This window comes from Lichenibacterium minor, assembly GCF_004137685.1.
Taxonomy (GTDB): domain Bacteria; phylum Pseudomonadota; class Alphaproteobacteria; order Rhizobiales; family Beijerinckiaceae; genus Lichenihabitans; species Lichenihabitans minor.
Genome location: NZ_QYBB01000170.1, coordinates 1 through 846, shown reverse-complemented (window position 1 = coordinate 846; position 846 = coordinate 1). Strand labels below are relative to the sequence as shown.

Below are 846 nucleotides of genomic sequence, written 5' to 3'. Positions count from 1 at the left end.
ATGCGGACACCATCCCAGCGGACAAACGGAAGCCGACGTGACCACCATCCTCTACGCTCGCGTCTCGACGGCCGAACAGACCATCGGTCACCAGCGCACCCAAGCGGAAGCGGCCGGGTTCCATATTGATGAGGTGGTGGCCGATGATGGCGTGTCCGGCGTCACGACGCGCCTTGCAGAACGCCACCAGGGCCGCAGGCTGTTCGACATGCTCCGCAGGGGCGACGTGCTGGTGGTCCGGTGGGTAGACCGCCTGGGCCGGAACTATGAGGACGTGACGGACACCATCCGCGAGTTCATGCGTCGTGGCGTCGTGGTCCGCACCGTCATCAACGGCATGGTCTTCGATGGCGCTACCACAGACCCCGTTCAAATGGCCGTGCGAGACTCACTCATCGCCTTCATGTCCGCCACCGCCCAGGCCCAGGTCGAGGCTACGAAGGACGCCCAGAGGGCTGGCATCGCCCATGCAAAGGCCAACGAGGGCGAGAAGTACCGGGGCCGCAAGCCCTCGTTCACGGCCGACACGCTGGCCCAGGTTCGCGACATGCTGGGGCAGGGTGCCAACCCGTCCACCATCTCCAAGGCCACGGGTCTGTCCCGTCAGACCGTCTACCGCATCAAGGACAACCCCGCGGAGGCAGAGGCCTCGCTGGCCACCTGGGCCGCCTAAAATAAGAGGGGACCTAACGGGGTTTTTCAGGCCTCCCAGGCTCGCCAGCCGCACCAATGCACGGCCGGGGCCTCCTCCCGGCACTACGTTTCCCGGAAGACGTAGGCCGCGCGGCCCGCCGCGACCGTCCCGAGGCCGACGAAGGTGAACCCCAGGCGGGCCGACGTGGCGAA

At 66.8% G+C, this 846-nt stretch carries 1 protein-coding gene; it reads left to right on the top strand.

The genetic code is table 11. The annotated features are described in order from the left end of the window. Nucleotides 1-37: 37 nt before the first annotated feature. Nucleotides 38-673, top strand: a complete 636-nt coding sequence (locus D3273_RS27910; protein ID WP_129230303.1) for a recombinase family protein — start codon at nt 38-40, stop codon at nt 671-673. Nucleotides 674-846 lie beyond the last annotated feature (173 nt).